At 62.1% G+C, this 21,883-nt stretch carries 18 protein-coding genes, 2 tRNA genes and 1 pseudogene; 13 read left to right on the forward strand and 8 right to left on the reverse strand.

Features of this window, described 5'->3' with window-relative positions:
• The first annotated feature begins 103 nt into the window (after positions 1–103).
• On the forward strand, positions 104–1,357 hold the full coding sequence (gene tyrS / locus NKI37_RS01775; RefSeq protein WP_023829968.1) for a tyrosine--tRNA ligase: 1,254 nt from the start codon (positions 104–106) through the stop codon (positions 1,355–1,357).
• 17 nt (positions 1,358–1,374) lie between these two features.
• On the opposite strand, the gene NKI37_RS01780 is transcribed toward tyrS, so the two are convergent.
• Entirely contained in the window at positions 1,375–4,761 is a 3,387-nt protein-coding gene (locus NKI37_RS01780; RefSeq protein ID WP_352788246.1) for a hypothetical protein, read from the reverse strand.
• Between the two features lie 184 nt (positions 4,762–4,945).
• Here NKI37_RS01780 and NKI37_RS01785 point away from each other — a divergent pair, with 184 nt between their 5' ends.
• Complete coding sequence (locus NKI37_RS01785; RefSeq protein WP_023706427.1) at positions 4,946–5,413, forward strand: peroxiredoxin; 468 nt, start codon at positions 4,946–4,948, stop codon at positions 5,411–5,413.
• A 164-nt stretch (positions 5,414–5,577) separates the two neighbouring features.
• A complete protein-coding gene (locus tag NKI37_RS01790; RefSeq protein WP_352788243.1) occupies positions 5,578–6,861 on the forward strand; it encodes a M23 family metallopeptidase in 1,284 nt (427 codons plus the stop codon).
• 423 nt (positions 6,862–7,284) lie between these two features.
• On the opposite strand, the gene NKI37_RS01795 is transcribed toward NKI37_RS01790, so the two are convergent.
• Positions 7,285–8,466 (reverse strand): M24 family metallopeptidase, encoded by a 1,182-nt coding sequence (locus tag NKI37_RS01795; RefSeq protein WP_023815071.1) that lies wholly within the window; start codon positions 8,464–8,466, stop codon positions 7,285–7,287.
• Between the two features lie 212 nt (positions 8,467–8,678).
• On the opposite strand from NKI37_RS01795, the gene NKI37_RS01800 reads away from it, so the two are divergent.
• From NKI37_RS01800 to NKI37_RS01820, 5 genes are all read left to right on the forward strand, one after another.
• On the forward strand, positions 8,679–9,845 hold the full coding sequence (locus NKI37_RS01800) for an ROK family transcriptional regulator (protein WP_023726941.1): 1,167 nt from the start codon (positions 8,679–8,681) through the stop codon (positions 9,843–9,845).
• Entirely contained in the window at positions 9,842–10,606 is a 765-nt protein-coding gene (locus tag NKI37_RS01805) for an ATP-binding cassette domain-containing protein (RefSeq protein ID WP_023726942.1), read from the forward strand. The genes NKI37_RS01800 and NKI37_RS01805 overlap by 4 nt, the downstream gene beginning before the upstream one ends.
• A 41-nt stretch (positions 10,607–10,647) precedes the next feature.
• Entirely contained in the window at positions 10,648–11,688 is a 1,041-nt protein-coding gene (locus NKI37_RS01810) for a sugar ABC transporter substrate-binding protein (RefSeq protein ID WP_023684845.1), read from the forward strand.
• 161 nt (positions 11,689–11,849) lie between these two features.
• Positions 11,850–12,845 (forward strand): ABC transporter permease, encoded by a 996-nt coding sequence (locus NKI37_RS01815; RefSeq protein ID WP_023829973.1) that lies wholly within the window; start codon positions 11,850–11,852, stop codon positions 12,843–12,845.
• Between the two features lie 13 nt (positions 12,846–12,858).
• The gene (locus tag NKI37_RS01820) at positions 12,859–13,632 is read left to right on the forward strand and encodes an SDR family NAD(P)-dependent oxidoreductase (protein WP_352788240.1); all 774 of its coding nucleotides are present in this window, start codon (positions 12,859–12,861) and stop codon (positions 13,630–13,632) included.
• Here NKI37_RS01820 and NKI37_RS01825 read toward each other — a convergent pair whose 3' ends face one another.
• Positions 13,633–14,412, reverse strand: coding sequence for a M15 family metallopeptidase (locus NKI37_RS01825; RefSeq protein WP_352788238.1), 780 nt, complete (start codon positions 14,410–14,412; stop codon positions 13,633–13,635).
• Between the two features lie 87 nt (positions 14,413–14,499).
• Here NKI37_RS01825 and NKI37_RS01830 point away from each other — a divergent pair, with 87 nt between their 5' ends.
• Positions 14,500–15,051, forward strand: a complete 552-nt coding sequence (locus tag NKI37_RS01830; RefSeq protein WP_352788235.1) for a hypothetical protein — start codon at positions 14,500–14,502, stop codon at positions 15,049–15,051.
• Between the two features lie 58 nt (positions 15,052–15,109).
• Here the strand turns inward: NKI37_RS01830 and NKI37_RS01835 are convergent.
• Positions 15,110–15,185 (reverse strand) — tRNA-Val (locus NKI37_RS01835).
• Positions 15,186–15,403: 218 nt separating this feature from the next.
• Between NKI37_RS01835 and NKI37_RS01840 the strand changes: the two genes are divergently transcribed.
• A tRNA-Asp gene (locus NKI37_RS01840) sits at positions 15,404–15,480 on the forward strand.
• Positions 15,481–15,525: 45 nt separating this feature from the next.
• On the opposite strand, the gene NKI37_RS01845 is transcribed toward NKI37_RS01840, so the two are convergent.
• The 3 genes and pseudogenes from NKI37_RS01845 to NKI37_RS01855 all read right to left on the reverse strand — a co-directional run.
• Positions 15,526–16,713, reverse strand: coding sequence for a site-specific integrase (locus NKI37_RS01845; RefSeq protein WP_352788231.1), 1,188 nt, complete (start codon positions 16,711–16,713; stop codon positions 15,526–15,528).
• Positions 16,706–16,996: a hypothetical protein gene (locus NKI37_RS01850; RefSeq protein ID WP_023690232.1), complete on the reverse strand. Its 291-nt coding sequence runs from the start codon at positions 16,994–16,996 to the stop codon at positions 16,706–16,708. Before NKI37_RS01850 ends, NKI37_RS01845 begins: the two co-directional genes overlap by 8 nt.
• A gap of 262 nt (positions 16,997–17,258) precedes the next feature.
• Positions 17,259–17,452 (reverse strand): annotated as a pseudogene (locus NKI37_RS01855) (adenylate/guanylate cyclase domain-containing protein); the annotation flags it as partial.
• 467 nt (positions 17,453–17,919) lie between these two features.
• Between NKI37_RS01855 and NKI37_RS01860 the strand changes: the two are divergent.
• The 3 genes from NKI37_RS01860 (at position 17,920) to NKI37_RS01870 (ending at position 20,376) form a co-directional block, all read left to right on the forward strand.
• Positions 17,920–18,204: a hypothetical protein gene (locus NKI37_RS01860; protein ID WP_023694089.1), complete on the forward strand. Its 285-nt coding sequence runs from the start codon at positions 17,920–17,922 to the stop codon at positions 18,202–18,204.
• A 1,255-nt stretch (positions 18,205–19,459) separates the two neighbouring features.
• Positions 19,460–19,759, forward strand: a complete 300-nt coding sequence (locus NKI37_RS01865) for a DUF1236 domain-containing protein (RefSeq protein ID WP_023669226.1) — start codon at positions 19,460–19,462, stop codon at positions 19,757–19,759.
• A gap of 323 nt (positions 19,760–20,082) precedes the next feature.
• Complete coding sequence (locus NKI37_RS01870; protein ID WP_081725558.1) at positions 20,083–20,376, forward strand: helix-turn-helix domain-containing protein; 294 nt, start codon at positions 20,083–20,085, stop codon at positions 20,374–20,376.
• Positions 20,377–21,607: 1,231 nt separating this feature from the next.
• Here NKI37_RS01870 and NKI37_RS01875 read toward each other — a convergent pair.
• Positions 21,608–21,853: a hypothetical protein gene (locus NKI37_RS01875; RefSeq protein WP_023723634.1), complete on the reverse strand. Its 246-nt coding sequence runs from the start codon at positions 21,851–21,853 to the stop codon at positions 21,608–21,610.
• Positions 21,854–21,883 lie beyond the last annotated feature (30 nt).

Raw genomic sequence — 21,883 nt, forward strand, 5'->3', positions numbered from 1 at the left:
GGCGCAAAATCGGAAACCACTTTTGCTTGACGCGCTTGGATGCTAAACGCCCGCGTTCAGGCCATGCCGGGCCGTTCGGACCCGGCGCTTTCAGGAAGAAACAATGCCCGCCTTCAAGTCCGATTTCCTGCGCGTTATGAGCGAGCGCGGCTTCATCCACCAGATTTCGGATGAGACCGGGCTGGATCAACTTTTCGCGAAGGAAACGGTGACCGCCTATGTCGGCTACGACGCCACGGCGACCAGCCTGCACATCGGCAATCTGATATCGGCGACCATGCTCTACTGGATGCAGGAGACCGGCCACCGGCCGATCGCACTGATGGGCGGCGGCACCTCGATGATCGGCGACCCGTCCTTCCGTGACGACCAGCGCAGCCTTTTGACGCCCGAGGCGATCGCCACCAACATCGAAGGCATCAAGCGAATTTTTGGCCGCATCCTGCGCTTCGGCGACACTGGCAATGACGCCATCATGGTCAACAATGCCGACTGGCTGATGAAGCTCAACTATGTCGAGTTCCTGCGCGATGTCGGCCGCCACTTTTCGGTCAACCGGATGCTGACCTTCGACAGCGTCAGGCTGCGGCTCGAGCGCGAACAGTCGCTGTCCTTCCTCGAATTCAACTACATGATCCTGCAGGGCTATGATTTCGTCGAGCTCAGCCGCCGCCACGACTGCCGGCTGCAGATGGGCGGTTCGGACCAGTGGGGCAACATCATCAACGGCGTCGATCTCGGCCACCGCATGGGCACGCCGCAGCTTTATGCGCTGACCACGCCGCTGCTGACGACATCGTCGGGCGCCAAGATGGGCAAATCGGCCAAGGGGGCGGTGTGGCTGAACGGCGACCTCTTCTCGCCCTATGATTTCTGGCAGTACTGGCGCAACACCGAGGATGCCGACGTCGAGCGCTTCCTGAAGATCTTCACCCGGCTGCCGCTGTCGGAGATCACGCGGCTGGCCGCCCTTGGCGGCTCGGAGATCAACGAGGCCAAGAAGGTGCTGGCCACCGAAACCACGGCCATCGTGCACGGCCGCGAGGCGGCGCAACAAGCCGAGGAGACCGCGCGCAAGACCTTCGAGGAAGGCGTGACGGCCGAAACGCTGCCGACCGTGGAAGTGGACGGCGCCGCGCTGGAAGCCGGCATCGGCATCCTGTCGCTGCTGGTCAGCGGGGGCCTTGCCGGGTCCAACGGCGAGGCAAGGCGTCACATACAGGGTGGCGCCGTGCGCCTCAACGACCAGCCGGTGGCGGACGACCGGCGGATGGTGACGCCTCAGGATTTGAGTCCGGAAAACGTCGCAAAGCTTTCAGTGGGCAAGAAAAAGCACGTGCTTGTGCGGCCTGCCTGAGCCGTCTTCTGGGATCCTCAGCGATACTCGAAGATCGACCGGAAAATGCCCGGCGCGATTACCGATAGCGGGTTGATGTCCAGCACCGGCTTGTTGGCGTTGCCCTTAAGCCGGTAGGTGACGCCGATCAGCCCGCGGTCGCGGCCATTGCCGAGCAGCGCGCCGACCAGCGGCAGTTCGCCAAAGATGCGGTTGAGGCCATAGGCCGGCATGAAGGTGCCGGTCATGTCCATATTGTTGTTCTGGTCGTAGAGCGTGCCTTGGAAGGTGGTGCCGATGCGCGGGCCGCGCAGCACGCCGTTGGCCAGCTTCAGGTAACCGCTGCCCTTGTCGATCTCGGTAAAGCCGCGCTCGAACTTTACCCGCGAAGTGTCGATCTTGCCCTTGACCGCTTCGTTCAGGCTGCGGCTGTCGCCGGTTGGCGTGGTCGAGACGATCGAGGCGAGCTTCGGTTCATTGACGATGAAGAAGTTGCTCGAATCGACCTGTCCACGCATCGGGCCGTCGGCTGCGCCGCTGAGCGCCAGCGTGATCGATCCGCCTTCCATATGCTCGTAGATGTTGAGGAAGCGCAATATGGCGCCTGCGTCGGCCGACTTCATGGTGAGCGCGCGAGCACCATTGCCTGCCGTATTGCTGATGGTGATGGCGGCGCCGGAACTTGCCGCGGCGCTGACCTTGAGCCTGTTCACCCTGGCGCCGGCGGCACTGTAGTCGAGCTTCAAATTGGACAGGACCTCGTCATGGAACCCGGTTAGCGAATTGACGTCGGCGCTGACCGAAACCGCGTCCGTGCCGGTGGTTTTGGTGGCGGTATCGACATCGGAGGTGAACTGCTTGATCAGCGAGCGGGCATCGAGCGCGTTGCCGCTGACATCGACTGCGAAGCCCTTGCCCGACCGCTTCACCGTCACGGCGACATCGTCGCCCCGGTTCAAGGCGACTTTGCTGAAGCGGGCCGAAGACAGCGCGCCCTTGACCAGGACGACATCGCCTTCGACCGAAAAGCTCTTTCCGTCGAGGTCGAAGTCGGACAGCGTCGTGGTATCGCCGGACTTGCTCATGGTAAAAGTGGCATTGGCGGGAATGCCCGGCCCCTTGCTCCAGCCTGCCCAGGGAATGTCCAGCCTGGCGCTCGTCAGGTCGACGTCGACGTTCTGGCTGCCGCCTTCGCCGCTCTTGTCGATTGCCACCTTGATGGTGCCGGAAATCAGCGGCGACAGGCCAGGCATGGCGATGGCGCGCGTCTTGTCGTCGAGCACAAGCGCCACCTTGCGGCTGCGCGGCGGCCCGCCATCCCTGAGCGGCTCAACCAGATCGAGCTCGGCTGGAATGCCGTTCAGCCGCGCCTTGGCAGAGATCACCGCCTTGCCGGGCCCGACTTCGATCGAGCCGTCGGCATCGGTCACCATCTGGCCTTCGAACGGCTTGGCGAGCGACAGGTCCTTGTAGTCGAGCGATACCAGCCAATCGAGCTTCGACGTGTCGACGCCGGATTGCAACGGAATGTCGGCCTTGACGTGGCCGGTCACCGTGCCCGACAGGTCGTCCGGCAAGATGCCGACATGGCGCATGGCGTTGATCGGTTCGTAGGAGGCAAGTTCGGCGATGGCCGGCGCCTCGCCGGCGACGTCGATGTCGAGCGCGCCGATCACCGGCGGGTGGTTTGCCGCCTTTACCGACAGTGTGCCATTGCTTGCCGCCACGGTGCGGCCGCTCGGCATATAGACGCTGCCCGACGACAGCGCGACGTCGACATCGTTGCCGTGGAAGGAAACGACGCCGACGGCATCGCGTATCGGCGGGATGCGGCCGGCGGTGTCGAAACGCGAGCCCTCGACCTGGAAGCGGCCGAACACCTCGTCGGCCGAAAGCGGCACGCCGTTGCCGAGACGCCCCGGCACGACCTGGAACTGCAGGCTGGCATCGACGACGCGGCCGCCAAACAGGTTCTGCAGCACCCACAGCCGCGCGTTCTTGGCCGAGAACCAGGGCCACAATTGCTTGACGTGCGAGACCGCCATGTCGTGGACGTTGAGCGACACCGAGATACCCGGCGGTCCGTTGTCGATGAAGGAAACCGCAGCGGTTCCCAGCACTTCGCTCCCCGATCCCGACCTGATGCCGATCTGGTCGGCGACAAGCTTGCGGCTCTTGATCTGATAGACGCCGGCGATGCGGGCGAAGAAATTCAGCGCCGGCTCGGGCGATTCCGAAGGCGCCAGCGTCGAGCCGTCGCTGGTCAGGTCGTAACGATAGGAAGGCTCCTCGCCGGCCGCGCCGGTCGACGGCTTTGGCCCGATCGAGCCGGCGAAATTGAACGCCGAGCGCCCGGTCTTTAGAACCAGCCTGCCGACATCGATCTTGTTGGAGCCGGAGACAAGGGCGGCGTCGACATCGACATCGGCCGGCAACAGCCCGCGTGTGCCGAGGTCGAGCACCGAGCCGGTTAGCGACAGCGAGCCCGTCAGCCGCGAATCGGTCTCGCCCGAGCCTTCGAATCCCGTGAGCTTCAAAGCCATCGCGCCGGTTCGCCCGCCGGCCGCCGGCGTTGTCTCCGCGACATCCGCCATGTCGATGGCGGCGTTCAAGGCGGTGACGCGCATCGAGCTCGTATCGCGGGTGGCGGTGGCCGTGACGGTGAGCGCGCGGCCATCGACATCCGCCTCGGACGAGAACTCCATGCTGCCGGGGCCTGACTGCAGCACCGTGGCGTTGGCGATCGTGACCAGCTTGACCGATCCGGCCTCGGGCAGCTCGAACGCGACATTTCTAAGATCGATGCGGCGCATCGAATCCTCGCGCACGGCATCGAGTGCACGATTGACGTCACTGAAGACGACGGCGGCCAGTTTTTCCGGATCGATGAGACCGTCTTGATTGCGCAGGCGCGCTGTCCAGTCACCACCCGACGGCATTGCCGCGGTGACGATATGGGCGTCGGAAATCCTGGCGCTGGTCAGCCGAACCTCGCCCGAAAGCAGCGGGACCAGCCGGATGCCGAAGCGGACGCGCCCGGCATCGGCCATCGGCTTGCCGTCGGCCGTCTCGACGCTGACATCCTTGACCTGCAGCGCAATGAAGCTCGATCCGTCAAGTGTCAGGCTGGCAGGACCGACGGCGACTTTGACGTCGAAACCGGCCAGTTTCTCGATCGCCGTTTCGGCTTCCAACCGCAGCCGTTCGCTGCCGATGCCGGTGGCGCCGATGACGTAGACGGCGGCCGCCGCCAGCAGCACAAGGGCTCCAATGCCGGCAAACAGCCGGGCAAGGATGCGAAAGCCGCGGCCGATCCGTGCCTTGCCGAGCGGCGGCACGCGGCAAGCGGACGGGAAAGCCCCCAGGTCGGTGATCTCGTCACGCCTGAACCGGATTTTCTCGTGCTGCGGTTCTTCCTGATCCACGCAATTTTCCGTTGTGCGAATTCGATCGTGGACGAATCCCCGCCCGACACTATAACGACGCAGGCTAGAGCATGATGCCGAAAAGTGTGAGGCGGTTTTCTCGGACAAACGGTTTCCGTTTGTCCAGACATCATGCTCTATCTCTTTGATTTAGGGCCGCGTAACCTCAAACAAGGGCATCGATATGGCTGATCTCGACGTTGGCGACGTTGCGCCGCAATTCGATCTTCCGCGCGACGGCGGCGGCTCGATCAGCCTTGCCTCGATGCGGGGGAAGCCCGTTGTACTTTATTTCTATCCGCAGGACGACACCACAAGTTGTACCAATGAGGCGATCAGCTTTTCGCAGCTGAAGCCGGAGTTCGAAAAGGCCGGCGCCGTGGTGATCGGCCTGTCGCCGGACAGCGTGAAGAAGCACGACAAGTTCAAAACCAAATACGATCTCACCGTCGACCTGGTTGCCGACGAGGAGCGCAAGGTGATCGAGGCTTACAATCTGTGGGTCGAAAAGACGATGTATGGCCGCAACTATATGGGCGTCGAGCGGGCGACGTTCCTGATCGGCAAGGACGGGCGGATCGCCGGGATCTGGCGCAAGGTCCGGGTGAAAGGCCATGCCGAAGCAGTGCTGGAGGCGGTCCGCGCGCTCTGAGGCGCCACCGATCTGGCCAACGCCGCGCAGTGCATTAGGGGCATAAGACATATATGCGGTTGGCTGACACCGTTGGTCACTAGCGCGCCCGCGACGGCAAAACTTTGTTAACCCTAATAATGTGTAATCGGGCTTCGTTGGTGTCGTAACGAAAGCTTGGTCCCGTGAACCTAACCGGTCAGTCAGCGGTCTTCGGCAGGCGCAAGGAGCCGCATACGGTCATCATTGCGCGGGGCAATGAAATACGGCATTTCACCATCCGGCCGTGGCTCGTCGCCTTTCTCGGCTCGGCACTGGCGGCGATCGCCACCGGCTATCTCTTGGCGACCTCCTATCTCGTACTGCGCGACGATCTGATCGGCGCCACCACGGCCCGGCAGGCGCGCATGCAGCAGGCCTATGAAGATCGCATTTCCGCATTGCGCGCGCAGGTCGACCGCATCACCAGCCGCCAGCTTCTCGACCAAAAACTGATGGAAACCAAGGTCAGCGAATTGATCGAGCGGCAGAGCCAGCTCAGTCAGCGCCATGGCCGCCTCGGCCCGATTCTCGAGCGGGCTGAAAACGAGGTCGGCACGCTGCCAACCGCTGATGCCGCAGCGACAACAAAACCCGACGAACATGCCGAACTGACTGGCGGCGAGCCACTCGCCTATTCGGTCGCCAGCCTCGGTTCGGGCGACACCAGGCCATTCTCGCTGTGGTCGACACGCTCCGACCCGCTGCCCAGCGAAACGGCTGCGGACCGTGCCGACAAATTGTTCGTCTCGATCAATGATTCACTGAAGGCTATCGAAAGCCAGCAACTCACCCGCATCGAAACCCTGGCCGACAACGCCTACAAGAACGCCGATGCCATCACCCAGGCGCTGGAAGCGGCCGGTCTGCCGGTCGACAGTGATTTCGGCAAAAACGAAAGCGATGTCGGCGGACCGCTGATCCCGCTTGACAGCTCGATGATGTTCGACAGCAAGGTCAAGGAACTGGACGAGGCGCTGGATACGCTCGACCAGTTGAAGAAAGAGGCGCGGCGGCTGCCGCTCGCCAACCCGGCGCCGGGCCACTCCGTCACCAGCCCGTTCGGCGTGCGCACTGACCCCATCCTCGGCACCGCTGCCCTGCACTCGGGCATGGATTTCCGCGCGCCGGTCGGCATGGCAGCCAAGGTCACGGCGGCCGGAATCGTTACCAAGGCCGGCTGGAACGGCGGCTATGGCCGCATGGTCGAGGTCGATCACGGCAACGGCTTTGCCACGCGCTACGGCCATCTGAGCGAGATCGACGTTGCCGTCGGCCAAAAACTCGCAGCCGGCGACATCATTGGCAAAACCGGCAGCAGCGGCCGTTCGACCGGCCCGCACCTGCACTACGAAGTCCGCCACAATGGCGAGGCCATCGACCCGCTGCGCTTCCTGACCGTCGGCAAGAAGGTCGAGCAGTATCTGTAGGGTCAAGCCAGGCTGGTTGCTGCCCAACTTCGCCGCGCCCTGCCCGCTGGTTCCGCGATCCAGGGTCGCACCAAGCGCGGACCCGTGCCGACAAAACTGTCCCTGGGCTGAGGCAGATGCACGGCCACTGCGAAGCCCATCGAGCCATGGGCGTCATGGCCGCAGGCATGCATCACCTTATCGCCACATTGCGATTGACGGCCTCGCGGAGCCGACGATATCGACGGCCAGGCCGTAGCGGGCGACGTCGCGGAGTGTCTGATATCCCGTGCCCGGCCAGCATCGGCCTGAGATAAGCTCCCGTCCCAATCTTTCGGTTCGATAATTCGGGATGGCGGTGCAGATGACGGCGGATCTCGACCATCCGATCGAGAATTCCGGCATCGATGCGGGGGCGCGGCACCGCCCGGTGCTGCCGACCGGTCAGGATTTGACATGGATGTCTCGCGGGAATTTGGTCAGCGTCTCATGGCCGGTCTCGGTCACCAGAATGGTCTCGCTGATCTCGATGCCCCAGCCATCCATCCACATGCCAAGAATGGAGTGCAGGACGTTGCCGGGTTGCAGCGCGGTCTTGTCGCCGGGCCGCAGGCTGATCGTGTGCTCGCCCCAATCCGGGGGATAAGCGACGCCGATGGAGTAGCCGATGCGCGATTCCTTCTTCAGCCCGTAGCGCTGGATAACCTTGCGCCATGCGGCCTCGACCGCTTCGGCTGTGGTCCCCGGCCTGACCGCGTCGAGCACCGCATCCATGCCTTCGATCACCGCCTTTGCGGTGTCGGCGACACGGGCCGGCGTCTTGCCGAGCTGCATCGTTCGGGCGAGGCCTGCGGCATAGCGGCGGCAGACACCGGCAAGTTCGAGCGCAATCGTTTCGTCCTTGCCGAAGCGCCGATCGCTCCACATGATGTGCGGAGCCGATGCATTCTCGCCGCCGAGGATGGTCGGCGGCAGTGCCGTGATGTCGCCGGCGAAGTCTGGACTGCCGGCAATCTGCGCCGCCTGGATCGCGGCAATCGCATCGCATTCGCGCACGCCTGGCGCGATGACTTCGAAGGCCCGCGAAACCGCCGATTCGGCAAGTGTCGACGCCTTGCGCAGATAAGCAATTTCGGGCGCGGATTTGACGGCGCGGATCCAGTTCACCAGCAGATCGGCGTCGTGCCATTTCGCATTGGGCAGGCCGGCGACGAGCCGGGCATGCGCCTTCGGCGAGAAATAATAGGCTTCGAGCTCGATGCCGATATGTCTCGCGCCCCAGCCCTTGGCGACGATGCAGGCCGCTATCCAGTCCATCGGATGGCGATCGGCGCGCTGCACGTGGTCCTCGGGGAAGCCGACCACATTCTCCGGCTTCATCCAGGCCGTCAGCAAGCCGCCTGCCGCATCCATGGCGCGGCCGATCCAGACCGGCTCGGCCTCGTTTTCGATCGGGACAAGCACGATCTGCGGCGTGTAGAACGACCAGCCGTCATAGCCGGTGATGTAATGCTGGTTGGCGACATCGTTGACGACCAGCAGTTCCAGCCCACGCGCCGCCATCTCGGCGCGGATCTTCTTGAGCCGCCGCTGGTACTCATCGCGCGCAAAAGGCAATTCGATCATCGGTTTTCCTGCTGGATCACTGGTCGGGCGAGCCCCGCGCCCGCCTGACGTCATTCACCATTGCGGTGGTTTCAGCCCGGCTGCAATCGGCCAGCGCGGCGCATGGGACAGGTCCTGCACCGCGTCTGGGAACCATTCCGAATTATTTTTGAATTCCATTTGACTGAATAAATTGCCTGTGCAAGTCTTAGCCTTCCTAAAGGGCGCGGGACATGGCACTGCGGGGAACCAATCAGGAGTTCGGGCGGCCTTACAACCGGCGCATCGTGCTGGAGTCCATCCGCCTTCACGGTCCCATAGCTCGCGGCGACATTGCCGGCCGCGTTGGCCTCACCGTCCAGACCGTATCGACCATCGTTCGCGAACTCGAAGAGCATGGCTATGTGCTGTCGCTGCGCGAAGAGCCGCGCGGACGCGGGTTGCCGCCGGCGACGCTCAGGATCAACCCCGAGGGCGGCTATGCCGTCGGCGTCCACCTCACCCCGCTGGGGATCGACGCGGCGCTCATCAATCTCAGCGGCGATGTCATCGAGAGCATGCATCGCGAGGCGCCGCATGCGACGCCCGACCATGCCTTCGAGCTGATCGGCGCGATGGTGCCCGAGCTGACCGCGCTGCGGCCCGGCGGACGCGTGCTCGGCATCGGCATGGCGCTGCCTGGACCGTTCGGCGTGGAGTCGATGAGCTTCGTCGGCCCGACGACCATGGCCGGCTGGAAGGATGTCGCGCTGCCGGAACGGCTGGCGGCGTCGACCGGGCTGCCGGCCTTCTTCGAAACCGACATGGCGGCGGCGGCCATGGGCGAACGGCTTTATGGTCTCGGCTCCGGTTATTCCGAATACTACTACCTCTATTTCGGCGTCGGCCTCGGCGGCGTCATCGTGCATGACGGCGCGGTGATGCGCGGCGCCTGGGGCAATGCCGGCGAAATCGGACACATCCCTGCCGTTCCCGGTGGCGAGCCTTGCCCATGCGGTAACAGCGGCTGCCTCGAACGGTATCTCTCGCTCGAAGCACGTCGCCGCCGCAACATCAGCGACGCCGCCTGGGTGGCCGAAGTCGCGCCGATCTTCCGCAACGCCATCGTCACCATCGAGAATATATTCGACCCTGAAACCGTCATCCTCGGCGGGCTTGCGCCCACGGACCTGCTGGAAAGACTGGTCAGCGCGGCGGCACAGCTTCCCAATTCGATCTCGGCGCGGCGCGACCGCAAGACACCGCGCGTGATGGTTGCGACCGGAGGCCAGCATTCGGTGCTGCGCGGCGCTGCCGCATTGGCCGTTTCCGGCGTGCTCTCGCCGCGCTTCGGCCAGATGTTCATCGCCGAGCGCGAGCGCCGGTCAGACCTCATGCACAGCAAGGGAGTGGCAGCATGACCGAACCGCTGCTGGTACTCGAAAACGTCACCAAGAATTATGGCGCCATCCATGCGCTGAGAGGCATCAGCTTCTCGATCGGCAAGGGCGAGGTCGTGGCGCTGCTCGGCGACAATGGCGCCGGCAAGTCGACGCTGGTCAAGATCATCGCCGGCGGCCTCGAGCCGAGCTCCGGCCGCATGCTGTTCGAGGGCAAGGAATTCCTGGCGAAGACGCCGGCCGAGGCGAAGGCTGCCGGTATCGAGACCGTCTACCAGGACCTGTCGCTGTGCACCAATGTCGACGTCGTCGCCAATTTCTTCATGGGCCGCGAGATCACCCGCAAGGTTCTCGGCATTCCGATCCTCGACGAACGCGCCATGGAGGCGGTGGTCGGCAAGGCGCTGGCAAGTGCCGGCACCCGCATCCCGTCGCTGCGCACCAATGTCGAGCACCTCTCGGGTGGCCAGCGCCAGGCCATCGAGCTCAACCGCTTCGTCCATTGGGGCGGCAAGCTGGTGCTGCTGGACGAGCCGTTCGCGGCACTCGGCGTCGAGCAGACCAGGCGCGGTCTCGAGATGATCCGCCAGGTGGCCAACCAGGGCATCGGCGTCGTGATCATCACCCACATCATGCAACAGGCCTTCCAGGTTGCCGACCGGATCGTGGTGATCCGGCAAGGCGTCGTGGCCGGCGATGTCGCACGCAACAAAACAAGTCCCGATGCGGTGATCAACATGATCACCGGTGAGACGCTTGCCGGTGCCGGACCGGCAAGTTGAGGGACAAAAGAGGGGTCCGGTATAAAAGAGGAGCGAACGACATGAAGCGAATACTGGTTCTTGTCTTCGGTATCCTGGCACTGGCTCTTGCCTCGCTCACGCCGGCAATGTCCCAGACCAAGGGCACCGTCTATTATATGGTCCCGACCCTGCTCGATGAATTCCAGACCGGCTCGGTGAGCGCGCTGGAGCTGTTCCTCAAGCAGGTCGGCTATGAGGTGAAAACACTCAACGCCGACAACAAGACCGACGCGCAGCAATCGCAGATGAACGACGTCATTGCGCTGAAGCCGGCGGCGATCATCCTGGCCGCCGTCGATTTCAACGCGCTGAAGCCGTCCATCGAAGCGGCGCGTGCGGCCGGCATCCCGGTGGTCGAGTTCGACCGCCAGATCACCTCGACCCCGTCCGATTTCACCTCGGTGGCGGGCACGGTCGAGATCGGCTACGTCGCCGCCGAGCAGGCGCAAAAGCTTCTGACCGCCAAGAACGGTTCTGTGAAGGGCAAGATCCTGCAGGTGCTCGGCGATCCCGGCGATCCCTACACGCTCGACATCCAGAAGGGTTTCGAGGAGAAGTTGAAGGCGTTTCCTGACGTCAAGATCATCTCGCTGCCGGCCATGCAATGGGAAGCCAGCAACGCCGGCACGATCGTTGCCGACCAGATGCTCGCCAACCCCGACATCGACCTGATCTTCAGCCATGCCGCGCACCTGTCGGTCGCAGCCGTCGCCTCGCTCGAGGCCGCCGGCAAGAAGCCGGGCGACGTCATGCTGATGAGCTCGAACGGCGCTCCGGTCGGTCTCGACCTGATCCGCAAGGGCTGGCTCAATGTCGAAGTCGAGCAACCGCTCTACGCGCAGGCCGCAGCCGTCGCCATGTTCATGGACAAGATCGCCGGCAAGCAGGAAATCAAGCCTGGCGAGTATGACGTGCTCGGCTTGAAGTCGACCGTGACCAAGGAGAGCTGGGGCCCCAACATCAAGATCCCGGGCGCCGCCATCACCAAGGAAAACGTCGACAATCCGGCCTTCTGGGGCAACCAGAAGCCGCCGACGGACACGATCAAGTCTGTCGAATAGTCGCTTAGCGAAGCGCTCCGGGTCGTTGCGGCCCGGAGCCTGCCCTTTCACGACGCCGCGACCCAGGACGCCGTGGCGAACCTAAACCCGCGCCTGAACCCGACGAAATCGAGTTGATTTCTCAGCCTGATTTTCTCGAGGGGCGCCAACCGGATCAGCCCATGAACCCGCGCAGCCGCAAAGCCCTGGAGTTCGTCCTCGACAACCTCGTCTGGTTCATGCTGATCTTTGTGCTGGTTGTCTTTTCCATCTTCGTCCCCAACTACTTCCAGCTCGGCATCTTCGCCAACATCATCGAGGCCTCGAGCGTTCTCGGCGTGATGTCGATCGGCCTGTCGCTGGTCATCATTGCCGGCCATATGGACCTGTCGGTGGAATCGGTGGCCGCACTCAGCGCCATGGCGGTCGGCATCCTGTTCTGCTCGTCGGGCATCGGCATGGGCATACAGCTCAATCCGCAGTGGCTGATGGTTCCGGTTTCGCTGCTGGTTGCGCTCGCCGTCGGCGGCCTCATCGGCGCCTTCAACGGCTATCTCGTGGTCAAGGTGAAGATGAGCGCCTTCATCATCACGCTGGCGTCCTACATCTGGGTGCGCGGCCTGGTTCTGGTGATTTCCGGCGGCCGCTCGGCACAGGATCTGGCGCCGGCCATCCGCTGGTTCGGCATCCAGCGGCTGGCGGGCCTGCCGCTGACCGCCTGGATCGCCGTCGCCTGTTTCGTCCTGTTCTCGCTGATCATGGCCAAGACGCCGTTCGGCCGCCACCTCGTGATGATCGGCGGCAACGAGACCGCGACCTTCCGCGCCGGCATCCGCGTCAACCGCAATCTGATCATCGCCTTCGTACTTGCCGGCGCCATTGCCGGCCTCGCCGGCTGGCTGCTCGCCATCCGCACCTCGGGCGCCACCGCCAATCTCGGGACCGGGCTGTTGTTCAACGCCTTTGCCGCCGTCGTCATCGGCGGCGTCAGCCTGAAAGGCGGTGTCGGCACCTTGCCCGGCGTCTATGCCGGCGTGCTTTTGCTCTCCTCCATCAACACGGCGATCAATCTGATGGGCCTGCCGGCCAATTTCACCCAGGTGATCCACGGCCTTTTGGTGCTCGCCGCCGTGCTGCTCGACGCCTTCAAGCAAACCATTCGCCAAAGACTCGCATGACAGGACAGCTCACATGACCGGACGGCTGCAAGACAAGGTCGCGCTTATCGTCGGCAGCGCGCGCGGCATCGGCAAGGGCATTGCGCTGCGCTTTGCCGAGGAAGGCGCAAGGCTGGTCCTGGCCGACAGCGATGCCGAAGCCGGCCAGGCGACCGCGGACGAGCTCGACGGCGCGGATTTCATTCGCACCGACATCTCGCAAATGGCCGATGCAGAAGCTGCGGTGGCGCTGGCGCTGAGCCGCCATGGCCGCCTCGACATCGTCGTGCAGAATGCCGGCATCTACCCCTGGCAGCTGATCGAAAACACCAGCCCGGACGACTGGGACCGGGTGATGGCGGTCAATCTGCGCGGCACCTTCAATGCCACGCTGGCGGCGCTGGCGCCGATGAAGGTGCAAGGTTACGGGCGCATGCTCTACACCTCGTCGATCACCGGTCCGCACGTCACCAGCCCCGGCCACGGCCACTATGCCGCCAGCAAGGCCGGCATCAACGGCTTCATCCGCTCGGCGGCGCTGGAATTTTCGGGCTACGGCATCACCGTCAACGGCGTCGAGCCCGGCAACATCCTGACCGAAGCGATCGAGCTGCATCGCGGCGCCGCCTACATCAAGAACATGGAGGATTCGATCCCGCTCGGACGCCTCGGCAGTCCGCGCGACGTCGCCAACGCCTTCCTGTTCCTCGCCTCCGACGATGCCAGCTACATCACCGGCACCACCATCGTCGTCGACGGCGGCCAGTTGCTGCCCGAAGGCAAGGATTTCCGGCTGCTGCCGCCGTGATCAGCCGGATTTCTTGTACAGCAGCAACTCAGGCCGGTACTCGAAGTGCATGGTGTCGTAGTGATACCAGCGCCCGCCCCAGATGAAGCCGTTTTTCTCGAACAATTTCACGATTTCCAGCGGAATCCGGTTCTTGAAGGGAATGTGGGCCTTCGGGTTGGTTTTGTTCCTGTTGTTGTACCAATAGTCGGAGAAGCCGACATTGATATCGAAGGCCGCTCCGAACGAGTGAACGCTCAACCGGTCGGTGCCGGCGATCGGCCGCCAGACAAAGCCGCCGCCGGGCTTGAGCCCGTAACGGCTCAGCTCCGCGGGCATCGCCTCAAGCGCAGCGGAGACCTTGCCCAGCTTGCCGAGCTTCGGCAACCATTTGACGTTGGCGATGTGCTTGCCCACCTCGGCGGCACTTGCCCCGTAGAGCTTCTCGAAGAAAGGTTCATTGCGGATGCGGCCGGGGTCGAAATCCTCCGCCGGGACCGGGGCGCCCTCCGCTGCTCCGGGATAGACGTAGCGAAACATGTCTTCGATGTCGGGGCTCTCCAGCAGCGCGTCGGCGTCGCGCGCCTTGCCGTCGTTCCACACCATGGTGGTGCCGTCGGTCCAGGTCAGGACATTGCCCGAAATGGTGAAAAGGCCGGGATAGGCCTTGAGCAAGGCTGCCTTGGCGGCGGGCTGGTCGACGCCGTCGCCCACATTCCCCGCATAGGCGAAGCGCCCAATACCAGAGATTGCCAATGCCAATAGCAGCTGTAACATCAGCCGCCGTGGATGGTCGATCATTGTGCTGCCTCCGCGAGGGCTTTCATTCATCGTGCATTTAACAAGGCAGCTGTACCATGCTGGTCGAATCGAACGGGAGACAAAATCATGTCAAAAACCTTCACTGCTTTGATCCGGATGACGTTTACATTCATTTGCCTGGTCGGCCTGGCCTCGTCAGTTTCTATCCTTTTCCCCGCCACCGCGTCGGCCCAGCGCATGCAGAAATGCGCCGATGAAGGCGGCACGTGCCGCCTGCCCTACCCCTCGGAAGTGGTCTACGGCGCGCGCGGCCAGACCACTTCGCGCTTCATCGATCGTCGTGCCGTGCCGTGTACGAATCGCGTCTTTGGCGACCCGGCGCCTGGCCGCGACAAGGCTTGCTACATCGTGAGGCGCGGCGGCGGTAACGACTATGGCGACAATGATGACGACGGCGACAATTACGGCGATGATGATTACGGCCAGGGCCGCGGCAGATGGGTGGCCTGCGCCCGGGAGAATCAGTTCTGTGATTTCCGTGGCCGCCAAGTGGTCAGATACGGAGCGCGCGGTCGGTTCACGCAAGGCGTTTTCAGGAACGGCGTGCGCTGCGGCAACGATGCCTTTGACGAGAATCCCGCTCCCCGTGCGAAGAAGACCTGCTACATCAGGAAGTAGACTGGTGCCGGCATGAAAGGGGGTGCGGCTTTGAGGCCGCGCCCGGAATCCGGGATCTTGGTGGGCGATGACGGGCTCGAACCGCCGACATCTTCGGTGTAAACGAAGCGCTCTACCAACTGAGCTAATCGCCCGCTCCGGCCGGACCTTTAAGCGGTCGCAACCGGCTTCGCAAGGCCAAATGAACAGCTGCGAGCTTAGCCGCACAGTGGTTTTCGCGGGCAAAGTGCCGCCTGTCAAAAAACCTTCTCCTGTTTGCGTCTATGCTGTCCAGCTGCGCTTGACACCCGGTGGCGAACCCCTTATCCACCGCCCCAACGACGAACACGGCTGATACGTGCTCGTCCAATGCGCGGGTGTAGCTCAGTTGGTTAGAGTGCCGGCCTGTCACGCCGGAGGTCGCGGGTTCGAGCCCCGTCACTCGCGCCATTAATTTCAAGGGGTTAGCTACCGCCCCTTGAAAAGTTTCAACTCTCATTCTGCGGAGAGTTTCAACTTTCTGTATTCGTTCCGTTCCAGGCCAAGCAGCTTTCTGCCCTTGCGGCGGCTGGCGTCAGCTGAGCGGACGGCGGCCAGATTGACCGGCATATAGGTCTTCTGCAGCGCCTTGTTCCCGTCGATCGAATTGCCCATCTTGGCCGAGATTGCCTCGACCGACGCGCCTCCGGCATTTGCCTCGACCGCGCCGGAACGCCGCATGTCCATCAGCCGCCGCTTCTCCGATGTCCCGAACACCAGCGTGCGCAGATCGGCAAAGTCGTCGACCAGAGAATCCTTGGTGTAAGGCACGCCGGCGCGCGGCCGGCCGCCCTTCGGGCCCGGCGCGAAACCGCGCGAGCGAAAGATCGGCGCATCGTCAAGCAGGGTGACGCCTAGTGATTCGACATAGGCCAGCACCAGGCGCTGCGTGCGTGACGACAGCGTGCCGAAAGCCGCCTCGCCACTCTTGCTGCGTGCAATCAGAAAACCCCATTCCTGTGCTGTCTGCATTGCCTGCGCCGGTGTGAGCGTGCGCACGTCGACGGGTGAGAAGCTCGTGTCCCACGCAACGGCGATGATGCAGGCCAGTCCGCGGTAGCCGGCGCGCCAGGCGCCCTTGACCATGCGCACCGCCTCGCCTGCCGTCCAGGTCTGGTGGCGCGGTGGTGGCGTCTGGCGGCGGATCGCCTGCGATGGGTCGGAGCCGGGCGGGCATAGCTTCATGCCGGCCATGACATTATAGAGCGAACGCCACGTCTTTACGGCACGGTAGGCGATGTCGACACCTTTGACCCGGAGCAGACGGCCATACCAGTCGTCGAGCAGCTCGAGGGTGATGTCGGCTGGCGGCAGGTCGGCGAAGTACGGCTCGATGAAGGTCCAGCCGCGTTCCCAATCCTCGCGGGTGCGCGGTGGCTTGCGCTTCCATGCATCCATGCGGCGATAGCGTGCAAAGGCGTCTCCGATGGAATCCTTTGGCCATACATGCAGGCGCGACGGCTCCTTGCCCTTGCGGAGTTCCTGCCAGCGGTCTTCCCACTCCCTGGCTATCGTCCAAGCCTCAGGCCCGTCGATTCCACAGGAAATGCATCTGAAGCCAGCTTCGACCATCTTCGGCGTCGGCAGCCAGTAGCCGTACCTGCCCTTACGGATGACGTAGTGCTTCAACTTGATCTTACCCAAGCGTCGCCAGCCTCGCTCTTGCAATGTCAATGCTAGACTGCCCGCCGGATCCCGATCCTGCAAGACCCGAGCGTCGATCGAGCCAGGAGTCGATCGCAACCATGTCGTAGTTGCCGGTGATTGGGCAGGCCTTGGGAAAGCCTTGATCCTGCAACGCGGGCAGCAATTCCATGAATTCCCGCAGCGTCAGGTGGAGATAACGCGCCGCCTTGACCGCCGGCACGAGCCGCGGCTGTACCGGGAAGCGGATAGATGACGGTTGTAATGTGTGGGTTTGGCTCATGGCACCAAAACTCTATCCACCGTCCATCGGGACAGCGGATGGGCGCTTGTCGTTGAGCGGGTGTGAATTTCGCCCGTGTCAGCACCTCCGCCGCACAGCATGCGATTTTCCTACTCCGTGATCTCGTTATTCCTGCATCGAGGGTGAATGAGAACTTAGAATAACGGCCTTTTTCCCCCATGCCTATTCGTCCAATCCTTAATTCGCAGAATCGGCGGCCACAGGGCGAGAATACTTATAATCGGCGGCTTCAAAGCCGCTACGCCCGGGCAACCCGGATACCCTCGGCGATGTTGACGCCACTACCCATCAGGTCGCCATCGTGCTCCTGCACGACGTCACCCAGGTGAATGCCAATCCGGAACTCAATGCGACGATATCGGGCACCCCGGCACTGTGCTTAGCAATAGCGTTTTGACGCGCGCAGCGGACTGCTTCCACAACGCTGCTGAACTCGAAAGCTGTGACAATGAAAAGTCCGCCACCGTGAGCCAGACCAGAAAACTCATATTTTAGCACCTGCGAAACAAAGCTCGCTATTCCGCGTTGAGGCTCGTCGAACAACGGAGCTTCACGAATGGATCCGGCAACTGCAGCTGTGATGATTTTGCTTTCTTGCAGTCCCGCCCAGGGAGTCTGCAAGCCACTCGATACATCACCGTCCATGTTCGGATCCCTTGAGACATGCGAGTTGGCGTTAGCCGTGAGGCTCGAGGGCGCTCCCAACGGGGAGATCGTGGGGCGATGCAGTTCGATTGATCCCTCCGCTACAGGTTCCGTTCCAGCCGGGTATAGCACGATTGTCGTCACGCGGGGCACAGGGGCGGGTGCGGTGAGCAGTCGCTACATCGTGCCACACAAAAACTGAAGCCAGCCACCGTGAGGCAGCGGGCTATTCATTCTCGACCGGACAATTATAGGCCTTGCCCTCCCTCTATGAAGCCATACTCGGCATCGATGGCTTCGCGCTCGTCGTCCGCTTCGCCATCGTCGTCGCCTTCCCTGTCATCGGTCCCGTTGACTTCGATGCCACCGGCCAGACAGGGTTCGAGATCCGGGTCGGGCTCTACGAAGTCGAGCAGCTACATCAGGCGTTCTTCATCTTCGATCGAGCGACGGACCGCCATGTCCGAAAGGCAGAGGTTCGTGGCTGGATAGCGAAGAATCGCACACGGCTTTCCTTCATTCGCATGGTTCGCAGAGATTAGCATTATCGCCTACTCTCATCTCGTCCGACGTCGTCTCCCTGAAAGCAGCGCCGGTTAGGCTCGGCGCCCTTCTTGGTTTCTCCCCGTATGTCAAAAGGAGGTCGCCGGGCCTTGCCAGGCCCCGCTGCTCATCGCTTGCGGGGTGTCCTGATGACTGAGCTTGGCCCCGTGGCCTAACGGCCAGAACCAAACGTTCCGAAAAGCTTTCCCAGGCTGGCGGCAGCCGAAGGGCTGCAGAAGAGGGATCGTCAGACCGCTCCTGGCGCACCACAGCGACACCACCAAGCTGTAAGTCAGGTCCATCGGCCCTGCTGATGAGTGCCCTTGGACAGATGGATTGCGTTTGCCACGAAAAAGGAATCGTACCGGCCCGTTCTCAGCACATCAGCCGGAACGGGCCATGGGCAGAAGCAGCCAACTGGCTAAAATCGCAAGACGACCGAAGGACCACGTCGGCGATAGCACCGGACCCGACGGCGCCCGTGTCGCCAGTAACTACGGCAGACTCTTCTCCAGCCGCGCCGGCGGCGGCGGCGCCGGTGGTAGTAATCTGGGTCGTAGTCTGGGTCGTAATCTTGGTCGTAATCTTGGTCGTAGTAGCGCCGATGGTTGACCGGCTCCACTTCCGCGTGAGTACCTTCGTTGTCGAAGGCGTCTGGCGCGTCGAGTTCTTCGAGAATGCCGCTTTTTGCCGCTGGAACACCGGCCAATGCGTTGATAGGCCGGACCGCGCTTGCAAAGGCTGCTGCCCCTGCAACGCCAAATATCGCTGTCAAAAAGGATCGCCGATCCATAGTAAACCTCCCAAGTTACATGAGCTGAACGAAGCGCCCCGCCTGCTGAAGGAGCAGGCCCAGCGCACGGTAAAATAGAGGATTCGCCAGCCGCTCAAGCAACTCGCGAATCCTATCAGCGCAGGAAGGGACCTGGCTGCGCCGATCCAAGACATGTCAGCTAAGGACGACCGCCATTACCAGAAAGGTAACGGCTGTTGCAAAAATCGGTGCGAGCAACCATCGCGCCTGGCCAACACTTTGATCCATTTGTTCTCTCCCGTTGTGGAGAACCAACTGGCTGAAGCCCTAATCCGTTCCGCCTAGTCCAAAGGTAAGACCATTGCGTTGTACGGTCGGACTTTAGACCAATCGGATTAGACAAAGGTGCGTAGGCGGGAACGTTTACCCCGGTTCAAAGTTGGTTGCCGGGCAGTGCGGGACGATGGTCGTCGTGTGCCGGTCCTTGCAGGAGAGAAGATATGAAGATGCACTTTGTGAACACCGCCGCAGCCATGTTGCTCTTGGCGGGGATCGGCTCCGCCGCCGCTGACGACATTATCATCCAGCCGGAACAGGACACGGTCATCCGTGAGTATGTCAAGAAGCAGCCCTTGGCTTCGGTGAACCTTCCCGGCGTGGAATTGAACGTCGGGACAGCTCTGCCGGAAACTGTGGAGATCCACGAGGTCCCGAACGTCAAATACCGTTACGTGGTGGTCGACAACCGCACGGTCCTGGTAGATCCGGGCACCCGCAAGATCGTGAAAGTTTACGACTGAGATTTCGAACGAACCCACGCTCGCCACCCTTGGGTGGCGAGTGTGTGCATTCAAACGCTACTCAGCCGGACAACTCAAATTGCCACTCAGCTGGACAATGAACATGACGAACCCTGAACTCGAGAGGACGCAAGCCCTGGTTGCCCGCTTGGCTGATCTCCAAGCAAGAATGCAGGCAGCACGTCTTGTTGGTGCCGAGGTAACAACCGTCCGAAAGGTTGCAGCCACAATCGATGACGGCTTGCGACAGGCCGGCCTCACACCGTTAGAAATCGCATAAGGTCAAGGGGAACAGTTTAGCGATACTAAATGTTCGACTGGCTATGGACAGCCGAACCGTACTCTCAGCAGATCAAGTCAGAGCAGCACGAGCCCTACTGAACTGGCCGCGTGTGCGACTTGCCGCCAAGGCCAATCTTAGCGAGATGGTGATCAGCGATCTTGAGAACGGATACAGGAAACCGCGGCCCCACAACATCGCCGCCATCCGCAAAGCGTTTGAGGATGCCGGAATCGTTTTCACCGTCCAAGGCACTCCATCGCTAGCCCGCTCAGAAGGTGATAGCGGCCTAGCCGCCGATAATAGACGGTGGCGGGGCCGGGAGAAAAAAGGATAGCGGGGAAAAGCCCGTGTACCCACTGCACCCGATCTCTAAAGCGGCCGCTAACAAGGGCGGTTGTTCACTGACTTTGTGCTGGCGCTCACCTTTCTAAGGTGCCGCTCGAATATGGCCAGCTTCTCTTCGTAGCCGATCCGCACTCTGGACCTGCAACTATCGCATTTGAAACCGGCAATCGTTTTCAGCCAGGATCCCCTTCTCACCATACGGCGTGAACAGGAGGGGCATTGGAATTCTAAAGGTACGTCGCGCAGTTCATTTGATAGAGGCGCTGTGCATGTTCTCCTCAGCGGCACGGCCACTGCAACAAAGTAGAAGGAGAAATGTTTCCGCTTCGGCCATTTACGCGGAGCAATCAGACCTAAGTCCAAATGCTGAAGGGGGCAGGCAAGCTGTTCCTTGCCCTTCGATCCGGATCGTCTCCGTGGCCTCACCATACTCGGCCGTAGCTCAAAGGCTCGTATCACCGGCCAGAACGCGCAGTTCATCCAGTGGAATGGGACAGGACCGGCAAAGCCTCGCGACCGAACTTCTCGAGATTAGACGGATCCGTTGGCCTTCCTCAGAGGCCATGGCATAAGATTCGAGCTCGATCGGCTGTCTTCCTTGCCCTTCTCTATAACGCGGACCAGCCGTTCTCAGCAGGCTTCGGCCACTCCACACTGTCTGAGTTTGTGTTCTGAACTGTGCCGCCCATCGCAGTTCCCTCCACCTCCAACAGGCTAATTACGGATTATAAGACCTGGGGAATCGATCTTTCAGGTGGAATCCGCATTAGCGCTGGATGTTGCATCGCGGCGCGGAGGGGTTTTATTAGCTCCCCCTCATCTTGACGCTGGCGCCGGCTGCTCCAAAGTCTTGGGCATGGCTCGGGGAAGTATCAAAGTTGGCGACGAGGTCGCAGTCACGGCGATTGTGCGCGGCCGCGTGACGCCCGATCGCATAAGCGTGACGATCCCCTCCTACGACTTCCCGCATTCTGTTGTCGATTCGACTTCGAAGGCTGTGATTGGCCAGCATATGAAATTGATCGGCCCTGTCACACGCATCGACGGGGACAAGGTAACCGTCAGCCTCCGGCCATTGGTGACTGTCGAGGCCGAGCACGTGCGCCTGGTCGAAAGCCACGTGGCGCTTCCGCGAGCGCGAAAAAGGCCGCTCGTTGACAAAGTTTAACTTGCCTGCCCACCCAAGGAACGGCCAGTGAAACTTTACCCATCACCTCCCGCTAGCTGCCGGCGCGTTGCGATATCGGCGCAGTAGACGGGTTGGCATTTTCCGAACTTTCCGCCATGTCGTCGCGATGACGTTGGCGAAGGCGCTTCAGCAGATCGCGTGAGGCTTGGATCGCCCTGCGCGATTGATCCATGTTCTGGCGAAACGTGGCGCGTTCCTCCATGGACTTCTGCCACTTCAGCAAGGTAGCCGTAGTCGCAGTAGCCGCTTGAGCGATTTCTATGGGCGTTGCAACCATCGCATCCTCCCAAAAAGGCAATGGTAAACG

The sequence above is a fragment of the Mesorhizobium sp. M0626 genome, from assembly GCF_040320665.1.
In the GTDB taxonomy this organism is placed as follows: domain Bacteria; phylum Pseudomonadota; class Alphaproteobacteria; order Rhizobiales; family Rhizobiaceae; genus Mesorhizobium.

What these genes read in the sequence shown, in the direction of transcription:
- tyrS (WP_023829968.1), top strand. Translation starts at nt 104, where the DNA reads ATGCCCGCCTTCAAGTCCGATTTCCTGCGCGTTATGAGCGAGCGCGGC.
- NKI37_RS01785 (WP_023706427.1), top strand. Translation starts at nt 4,946, where the DNA reads ATGGCTGATCTCGACGTTGGCGACGTTGCGCCGCAATTCGATCTTCCG.
- NKI37_RS01795 (WP_023815071.1), bottom strand. Translation starts at nt 8,466, where the DNA reads ATGATCGAATTGCCTTTTGCGCGCGATGAGTACCAGCGGCGGCTCAAG.
- NKI37_RS01800 (WP_023726941.1), top strand. Translation starts at nt 8,679, where the DNA reads ATGGCACTGCGGGGAACCAATCAGGAGTTCGGGCGGCCTTACAACCGG.
- NKI37_RS01805 (WP_023726942.1), top strand. Translation starts at nt 9,842, where the DNA reads ATGACCGAACCGCTGCTGGTACTCGAAAACGTCACCAAGAATTATGGC.
- NKI37_RS01810 (WP_023684845.1), top strand. Translation starts at nt 10,648, where the DNA reads ATGAAGCGAATACTGGTTCTTGTCTTCGGTATCCTGGCACTGGCTCTT.
- NKI37_RS01815 (WP_023829973.1), top strand. Translation starts at nt 11,850, where the DNA reads ATGAACCCGCGCAGCCGCAAAGCCCTGGAGTTCGTCCTCGACAACCTC.
- NKI37_RS01820 (WP_352788240.1), top strand. Translation starts at nt 12,859, where the DNA reads ATGACCGGACGGCTGCAAGACAAGGTCGCGCTTATCGTCGGCAGCGCG.
- NKI37_RS01825 (WP_352788238.1), bottom strand. Translation starts at nt 14,412, where the DNA reads ATGATCGACCATCCACGGCGGCTGATGTTACAGCTGCTATTGGCATTG.
- NKI37_RS01830 (WP_352788235.1), top strand. Translation starts at nt 14,500, where the DNA reads ATGTCAAAAACCTTCACTGCTTTGATCCGGATGACGTTTACATTCATT.
- NKI37_RS01850 (WP_023690232.1), bottom strand. Translation starts at nt 16,996, where the DNA reads ATGAGCCAAACCCACACATTACAACCGTCATCTATCCGCTTCCCGGTA.
- NKI37_RS01865 (WP_023669226.1), top strand. Translation starts at nt 19,460, where the DNA reads ATGAAGATGCACTTTGTGAACACCGCCGCAGCCATGTTGCTCTTGGCG.
- NKI37_RS01870 (WP_081725558.1), top strand. Translation starts at nt 20,083, where the DNA reads ATGGACAGCCGAACCGTACTCTCAGCAGATCAAGTCAGAGCAGCACGA.
- NKI37_RS01875 (WP_023723634.1), bottom strand. Translation starts at nt 21,853, where the DNA reads ATGGTTGCAACGCCCATAGAAATCGCTCAAGCGGCTACTGCGACTACG.